Origin of the sequence: Bacillus cereus group sp. BfR-BA-01356 (genome assembly GCF_022663635.1) — a bacterium.
In the GTDB taxonomy this organism is placed as follows: domain Bacteria; phylum Bacillota; class Bacilli; order Bacillales; family Bacillaceae_G; genus Bacillus_A; species Bacillus_A cereus.
Window position 1 is genome coordinate 1 of the sequence record NZ_JAKUFX010000196.1, and the last position, 7,412, is coordinate 7,412.

Genomic DNA, 7,412 nt, shown 5'->3' on the forward strand with positions numbered 1-7,412 from the left:
TTGGCTCAAAAACCCAACATTTATTTGGTACGCCCACCCAATTTGTTGGGGTGGGTATAAATTTGGGGGGGCACTTCAGTCCTGTCGGGCGGCTTCTTTTAATTTATATTCACCAATTCATCAAACTTAAACTTAGTATTCAAACCAAAGGCATCTGTACAATATATAGTTTTCGTCATCGGTTCAATATGTAATACATTTATGTACATGTCTTGCACCATTCCATCACGATAGTATGAGATATGTATTTCTTCTTCCTCGTGAAAAGATTGCATTAACGCTCTTTCTATTCGTTCCATAGTATCTTGTGTTAAAAAAGGTTTAGGTACTTTATATTGTTCCTCAAACATTCTATGTATTTCCTCGTATTGCTCCGGTATTGAAGCAAACGGATTCCATTTCACCATACCTCTTCCACGTACTACAGGAAAGCTGTTATATCCCATGATGTAATACCTCACTTTTGTTTTTTTAACTCCACTACAAACAAACGTGTGTTCTTTTTTAAGGTTTGAAAAGGGACCATTTTGTTAACATGAATATTCAAAAATAATTTTTCAAGTTAGAATATTCAAAAACTTATTTATGCAAACAAGCATGTCATGATAACATTTAACAAAAGGGGGTAGAAGTAGATGAGTGTTGACATTATTTCTAAAGAAGAAATCACAAAATTATTAAACGAATGGTATCAAGCTATGATTTCACAACGTGTATTACAGTCTCAGAAAATAAAAGAAGATATTGCAAATAAAATCAATAATATTAAGGAAGACCAAACAATATTAGTCTACTACGCTTTATTGAATGCACGGTATAAACTGCTAATTCGGGATATGGATAGTACAAAAGATATTCTGGACAAAATCGAGCCTTTACCAGAGTCTACAGAAACATTTTTAGAGTACTATCATCATTTATTTAAAGCAATTTACGCTATTAATAAAGCAAACCATAGTGAAGCAAGAATGCAATTTGAAAAAGCTGAAACGTTTTTAGAATACATGCATGATGAAATTGAAAAAGCAGAATTTAATTATTGGCTTGCAGTCCATTACTATCACGTATTAAAACCGATCCTAGCAGTTCAATTTGCTACAAAGGCGAATGAAGTATTTTCAATTAGTCCAGGGTATGAATTAAAAACTGCAGCATGCTTAAATACTTTAGGAATGGCACACATTCGACTAAATGAATTCGAAAGTGCAGAGGAATATTTACTTTCAGCACTAGGTACCTTCCAAAAATCTAATGATGAACTTCTTATTAAACGAGTTAAGCATAATTTAGGACTTTTATACGCAAGTCAAAACATGCCAGAGTTAGCAATTAAACACTTAGAGGATTCATTAGAAAATAACGCTAAAACTATGTTTCTTTTAGCAAGAGAACATTTTAAGTTAGGTTATAGTGATATCGCTAATGAATATATTGAGAATGGCTATAAGATTAGCGACTTATGTTATCGTCATCATTTCCGAATTTTAAAAGCAGTACATAACTATGTACCGCAAGAAGAATTAGAAAATGTGGTTATAGAAGGTATTTCGTATTTTGAAAAAGAAGAATTATATGATTGGGTAAAAGAATATGCTTCTCTTTTAGGTGAAATATTCTATGGTTCAGAAAATCATAGAAAAGCAAGCAAGTATTTGCACATCGCTTTAGATGCAGACAAAAAGAGCATAGAAAGAAGGGCGCTAAAATGAAAAAAGCAATCTTATTAATGATGATGTTATCCGCTGTTTTTACTTTTGGTCTTACTAATGCAAAAGACATACCACAAAACGAAGCAATTGAAGTGTTTATGGATCATGGAGAACATATTTAAAACCTAAGGAAGAGGGCGCTTATAGTGTCCTCTTTTTAATATCTATTATTTATATGATGAGGTTGCAGGTACGTCTTTTGGTTATTGTTTGATAAACGTAAGATGTTTCTAAAAATGTGTATACAAAGGTGTATTTTTGTACTGTATATGTTCACGTACTATATAAAAAAGTATGAAAATCTATAAAAATAATTATTTCAATAAAATTTGTTTTAGATATTAAAAAGTGCCAAAACCCTTGTGGTATAAGGGGTTTGGCACTTTTGTGTTTTTTATATTTTATCAAATAAACAACCCTAAAACTGCTCATTCTTCTCCCAAGATTCAACGATATAATGTGCAATCGTCGGATTGAAGCCTTTACCAACTAAAAACATAATCGCAGCAACTTCTGTTAATGCGTGTTCGTGTGATGTATGTTTTGCTTCATTTAAACCGTAATCTACCCATGGTTTTACGAAATCTAGTACAGGTTTCTTGAAAGATAAAAATTGTGTACCGACAACTTGTTGAATTTGTTGTTGTGTTGGTTCAGTAATTGGTCCAGGTGGTAAGATTTGTGGTTGTGTAATGTCTAGTGTTGGTCCGGGCGGTAAAATTTGTGGTTGAGTTGGATCTATTGTTGGTGGTTTAGGTGGTGAGACACGTGCGTCGTAGTTTGGTTGATACATTTGTTGTTGATATTGCGGTTGTTGTGGCTGAGTTGTGTATGGGTTTTGTGGTGCTACATATGGATTTTGTGGATATTGTTGTTCTTGGTTTTGTGGTGCTACATATGGATTTTGTGGATATTGTTGTTCTTGGTTTTGTGGTATTACATATGGATTTTGAGGATATCGCTGTTCTTGATTTTGTGGTGCTGCATATGGATTTTGAGGATATTCATAATTTGGACGTGTGTCATATGGATTTTGTTGAAATTCAGTTTCTTGGTTTTGCGTTGTTGCATATGGGGTTTCGTCATGTTGTTGCTCTTGCTGTTGTAACTCTTGTTCTTCGTATTGTTCTGTGTATCTCTGTTCTTGTTGTTGAGGATACAATGGTTGCCTTGGATAAGGCGGTTGATTATTATAGAACATGTTTATTCCTCCTTCATGATGATGCCTACCACCTAGTGTATGGGCGGACAAGAAAATATGTGATGAAAAAATGCGGGCGTGTTACAATAAGTAACTGGGTGAAGATAAAATGACAAAACAAGAAAAAATTCAAAAAACAATTACTTTTGTAAAACATATTTTAGAAAAAGATGCGAGTGGGCATGATTGGTATCATATTGAACGTGTACATAAAATGGCGATTTCTTTATCTGAGCAAGAAGGTGGAAATCGTTTTATAATTGAAATGGCAGCATTACTTCACGATGTGGCAGATGAAAAGCTAAATGAAAGTGAAGAAGCAGGAATGAAAAAAGTTTCTGGTTGGTTAGAAGAGCTACGTGTTGAAGAAGAGGAAAGTAAACATATTCTTCATATCATCGCCAATATGTCTTATAAAGGTGGCCATGGCGGCACAGTAGAGTCACTTGAAGGGAAAATTGTTCAAGATGCGGATCGTTTAGATGCTCTTGGTGCAATAGGAATTGCTCGTACATTTGCATATGGCGGGGCGAAAGGGAGATTAATGTATGACCCAACTATTCCGCCGCGTGAAGAAATGACGAAAGAAGAGTATAGAAAAAATAATGATCCATCTTTAAATCATTTTTATGAAAAACTTTTGAAATTAAAAGATTTAATGAATACGAATGCAGCAAAACAAGAGGCTGAAATTCGTCATCTTTATATGGAACAGTTTATTGAACAATTTATGAAAGAGTGGAATGCACAAATATGAAAATGTTAACTGTGGAGAACTTATCAAAATCATATGGAGAAAAGCCGTTATTTGATGGATTATCATGTAGTATTACAGAAGGACAACGTGTCGGAATTATTGGTGTAAACGGAACTGGTAAATCGACATTATTAAAAATTATTGCGGGATTAGAAACTCCTGATACAGGTGATATGACGCATTCACGTGGGTATACAATTAGTTATTTATCACAGCAACCAGAGTTTGATGAAAAACTGACAGTATTAGAGCAAGTGTTCCATGGCGATACACCTTTAATTCGTCTTCTTCGTGATTATGAAAAAGCACTATTAAATATTGAAAAAGATCCAAGTAATGAAAAAGTACAGGAACAATTATTTGCAGTGCAGCAACGTATGGATGCAATGAGTGCATGGGAAGCAAATGCAAATGCGAAATCTCTTTTAACGAAATTAGGAATTACGGACTTCACTGCAATTGTTGGGAATTTATCTGGTGGACAGAAAAAACGTATCGCAATGGCACAATGTTTTATTGAAACACCGGATTTATTAATTTTAGACGAGCCTACGAACCATCTTGACCACGAGACAGTTGAATGGTTAGAAGAATATTTAGCGAGATATACAGGTTCGGTATTACTTGTAACCCATGATCGTTATTTCTTAGATCGTGTGACGAATCGTATTTTTGAATTAGATAATGGTAAACTATATAGCTACGAAGGAAACTATAGTACATTTTTAGAAGCGAAAGCACTTCGTGAAGAGCAAGAATTGGCACAAGAATCGAAACGCCAAAATTTATATCGTCGTGAACTTGCTTGGATTCGTCGTGGTGCAAAAGCCCGTTCTACGAAACAAAAGGCGCGTATTCAGCGTTTTGATGAGCTAAAGGCACAAGAAGGACCAGCTGCAAAACAGTCAGTTGATATTGCACTAAGCGGAAGTCGTCTAGGAAAGAAAGTACTTGAGTTAAAAGATGTAACGAAAAAATTTGGCGATAAGACGGTATTACATAATTTTAATCATATTGTGAAACCGGGTGATCGTATCGGAATTATTGGGGCGAATGGAAGCGGGAAATCTTCCCTATTAAATATGCTTGCAGGTAAGTTATCTCCTGATAGTGGTGAAGTGGAAGTAGGACAAACTGTAAAAGTTGCTTATTATACGCAAGAAAATGAAGAGATGAATTTAAATCAGCGTATGATTGAATACATTAAAGAGATTGCAGAAGTTATTCATACGACAGATGGAAAAGTAATTGGTGCATCTCAAATGTTAGAACGTTTCTTATTCCCAACTCATTCACATGGTACACCGCTTGGTAAACTATCTGGTGGTGAAAGAAGACGTTTATATTTATTACGTATTTTAATGGGAGAACCAAACGTACTTTTACTTGATGAACCTACGAATGATCTAGATACACAAACATTAACAGTACTAGAAGATTATTTAGAAGATTTCCCAGGTGTCGTTTTAACTGTATCGCATGACCGTTACTTCTTAGATAAAGTAGTAGATGAACTGTTCATCTTTACTGGCGGAGGCGAAGTGCGTGAGTTTCTAGGTAGTTATACAGATTATTTAGAAATGGAAAAAACGAGAGAACTTATGGAGAAAGCGGAAGTTCAAAAAGAGAAAAAAGTTGTAGAAGAAGCGCCAAAACAACAACGTAAACGTAAACTTTCATACAATGAACAGCGTGAATGGGAAACGATTGAAGATACAATTGCCGAACTTGAAGAGAAAATTGAGTCAATTGGAGAAGAACTTGCGAAAGTTGGATCTGACTTCACAAAGGCACAAGAATTATCTGAAGCACAGCAGAAAACAGAAGAAGAGCTAGAAAAAAAGATGGAAAGATGGAGTGAACTATCAGACATCGTTGAAGGATTAAAATAAAAACAAGCTGCATATATTGAAAAGTAAAGAGAAAAACTTTACACTATTGGTAGAACCTATTTTAGGAGGGAAAAAATGAGAACATCTAATCCAATGTTGAAAAAAGAGGCATTCCGTAAAGAGGGAGCAAGTGCTTCTGCGATGACGATTGGCGGAACAGTAGGCAAAACGTTCATTATGCTTATCTTGCTACTTGCAACGTCTGTCTATTCATACATACAGATGATGCAGGGGACGATGAAGATGCCAGTATTAATTGGTGCTTTAATCGTTGCGGCAATCATCGCATTTGCGTCTATGTTCTTCCCGCGCATTTCACCTTTTGGTGCACCAATCTATGCAGCGGTAGAAGGGGTTGTGTTAGGAAGTATTTCAGCAGTTTATACAATGAAATTTGGCGATTCTATCGTTTTAAATGCTGTATTACTAACAATCTCAATTCTATTTGCAATGTTAGTGTTATATGCAACACGCGTAGTAAAAGTAACGGATAAATTCCGTACAGGCGTGATGGCAGCAACACTTGGAATTATGGTTATGTATTTAGTCGTATTCCTACTAAATATGTTTGGTGTAACTGTTCCATACATTCACCAAGGTGGTACAATCGGTATTATTATTAGTGCAGTTGTTATTGTAGTTGCTGCATTAAACTTATTACTAGATTTCGATTTAATCGAAAATGGTGTACGTAGTCAAGCTCCGAAATATATGGAGTGGTATACTGCGATGGGACTAATGCTTACATTAGTATGGTTATACTTAGAAATTCTTCGTTTCGTTTCTTACTTTACGAAAAATGACTAATAAAAAAATCCTGCATGAAAAATGCAGGATTTCTTTATTTTCAAAGATATATTGAATGTATGGTATAATATGGATGATAGCAACTTGAAGTGAAGGAGATGGAATATGATGAAAGAGAAGAAGGGGATTATGAAAAAACTATTTTCTAAAAGTTTTTTCATAGAACTAGATGAAGCTTTAACGTATCCATCATCAAAAGTTATTACTTCAGCGATTGAAGGATATGCAGCTGAATGCAATGAAAGACTAAAATTTGAGAGTAAAGTTAAACCGATTACTTTCTACTTAGAAAATGCAATGTACCGTGCTGAAATAAAGATGGCTCGCGGAGGATATTACATATCTTGTACTGAAGTGTAATAAATTTTGAAACCATACATGTTTGAACTATGTATGGTTTCTTTTTTTGTTTTGTAAGGTCTAAAATAATACTTTTTATTTACGGATATATCATTTTGTGCTTTTTACCATTCAAACATTTCTCCTTACAATGAAGAAAAACATGTGAGGTGGTATAACTTATGATGAATCGAGTTGTATTAATCGGTAGATTGACAAAGGAGCCAGAATTATACTACACAAAACAAGGCGTCGCTTATGCACGAATATGTGTTGCAGTGAATAGAGGATTTCGAAATAGTTTAGGTGAACAACAAGTCGATTTTATTAATTGTGTCGTTTGGCGCAAATCGGCTGAGAATGTAACTGAATATTGTAAAAAGGGATCACTCGTTGGGATTACAGGGCGTATTCAGACTAGTAATTACGATAATGAACAAGGCAAGAGAATATATAGAACTGAAGTTGTGATTGAGAGTATTACCTTTTTGGAGAGAAGGCGGGAGGGGGCATCGTAATAAAAGGTGATTTGAAGTAATAGCTTCGGAAAAAATTGTGGAAAGTATTTTAATAAACTTAAAGAGGGGATACCGCCACATGCCCATCAACTTAAAAATCTTCACTACCCCCAAGTGTAAAAAAACGTTATTCTTTCTAAAAAAGCTAGACTAGAAAGGATGACGTTTTCTTATGAATCTCTCGATTCA

Annotated in this window: 9 protein-coding genes; 7 read left to right on the forward strand and 2 right to left on the reverse strand. The window is 34.8% G+C overall.

The annotated features are described in order from the left end of the window. Positions 1 to 98 precede the first annotated feature (98 nt). Positions 99 to 446: a YolD-like family protein gene (locus MR168_RS31460; protein WP_000541073.1), complete on the reverse strand. Its 348-nt coding sequence runs from the start codon at positions 444 to 446 to the stop codon at positions 99 to 101. A gap of 189 nt (positions 447 to 635) precedes the next feature. Between MR168_RS31460 and MR168_RS31465 the strand changes: the two genes are divergently transcribed. Both MR168_RS31465 and MR168_RS31470 read left to right on the forward strand, forming a co-directional pair. Further along, positions 636 to 1,709 (forward strand): response regulator aspartate phosphatase, encoded by a 1,074-nt coding sequence (locus MR168_RS31465; protein WP_049107464.1) that lies wholly within the window; start codon positions 636 to 638, stop codon positions 1,707 to 1,709. Then, positions 1,706 to 1,831 (forward strand): aspartate phosphatase, encoded by a 126-nt coding sequence (locus tag MR168_RS31470; RefSeq protein WP_000709201.1) that lies wholly within the window; start codon positions 1,706 to 1,708, stop codon positions 1,829 to 1,831. Before MR168_RS31465 ends, MR168_RS31470 begins: the two co-directional genes overlap by 4 nt. 296 nt (positions 1,832 to 2,127) lie before the next feature. On the opposite strand, the gene MR168_RS31475 is transcribed toward MR168_RS31470, so the two are convergent. Then, on the reverse strand, positions 2,128 to 2,910 hold the full coding sequence (locus MR168_RS31475) for a hypothetical protein (RefSeq protein ID WP_242291733.1): 783 nt from the start codon (positions 2,908 to 2,910) through the stop codon (positions 2,128 to 2,130). A gap of 109 nt (positions 2,911 to 3,019) precedes the next feature. Between MR168_RS31475 and MR168_RS31480 the strand changes: the two genes are divergently transcribed. From MR168_RS31480 to MR168_RS31500, 5 genes are all read left to right on the forward strand, one after another. Continuing rightward, a complete protein-coding gene (locus tag MR168_RS31480; RefSeq protein WP_086412144.1) occupies positions 3,020 to 3,667 on the forward strand; it encodes an HD domain-containing protein in 648 nt (215 codons plus the stop codon). Next, a complete protein-coding gene (locus MR168_RS31485) occupies positions 3,664 to 5,559 on the forward strand; it encodes an ABC-F family ATP-binding cassette domain-containing protein (RefSeq protein ID WP_000783169.1) in 1,896 nt (631 codons plus the stop codon). Before MR168_RS31480 ends, MR168_RS31485 begins: the two co-directional genes overlap by 4 nt. Before the next feature lie 75 nt (positions 5,560 to 5,634). Further along, the gene (locus tag MR168_RS31490; RefSeq protein WP_001260655.1) at positions 5,635 to 6,366 is read left to right on the forward strand and encodes a Bax inhibitor-1/YccA family protein; all 732 of its coding nucleotides are present in this window, start codon (positions 5,635 to 5,637) and stop codon (positions 6,364 to 6,366) included. 105 nt (positions 6,367 to 6,471) lie between these two features. Continuing rightward, the gene (locus tag MR168_RS31495) at positions 6,472 to 6,726 is read left to right on the forward strand and encodes a DUF4318 domain-containing protein (protein WP_000975137.1); all 255 of its coding nucleotides are present in this window, start codon (positions 6,472 to 6,474) and stop codon (positions 6,724 to 6,726) included. A gap of 161 nt (positions 6,727 to 6,887) precedes the next feature. Beyond that, a complete protein-coding gene (locus MR168_RS31500; RefSeq protein ID WP_000982019.1) occupies positions 6,888 to 7,223 on the forward strand; it encodes a single-stranded DNA-binding protein in 336 nt (111 codons plus the stop codon). Positions 7,224 to 7,412: the final 189 nt, after the last annotated feature.

Excerpts from the sequence above, each read along its gene's own strand:
- MR168_RS31460 (WP_000541073.1), bottom strand. The coding sequence starts at position 446 with ATGGGATATAACAGCTTTCCTGTAGTACGTGGAAGAGGTATGGTGAAA.
- MR168_RS31465 (WP_049107464.1), top strand. The coding sequence starts at position 636 with ATGAGTGTTGACATTATTTCTAAAGAAGAAATCACAAAATTATTAAAC.
- MR168_RS31470 (WP_000709201.1), top strand. The coding sequence starts at position 1,706 with ATGAAAAAAGCAATCTTATTAATGATGATGTTATCCGCTGTTTTTACT.
- MR168_RS31475 (WP_242291733.1), bottom strand. The coding sequence starts at position 2,910 with ATGTTCTATAATAATCAACCGCCTTATCCAAGGCAACCATTGTATCCT.
- MR168_RS31480 (WP_086412144.1), top strand. The coding sequence starts at position 3,020 with ATGACAAAACAAGAAAAAATTCAAAAAACAATTACTTTTGTAAAACAT.
- MR168_RS31485 (WP_000783169.1), top strand. The coding sequence starts at position 3,664 with ATGAAAATGTTAACTGTGGAGAACTTATCAAAATCATATGGAGAAAAG.
- MR168_RS31490 (WP_001260655.1), top strand. The coding sequence starts at position 5,635 with ATGAGAACATCTAATCCAATGTTGAAAAAAGAGGCATTCCGTAAAGAG.
- MR168_RS31495 (WP_000975137.1), top strand. The coding sequence starts at position 6,472 with ATGATGAAAGAGAAGAAGGGGATTATGAAAAAACTATTTTCTAAAAGT.
- MR168_RS31500 (WP_000982019.1), top strand. The coding sequence starts at position 6,888 with ATGATGAATCGAGTTGTATTAATCGGTAGATTGACAAAGGAGCCAGAA.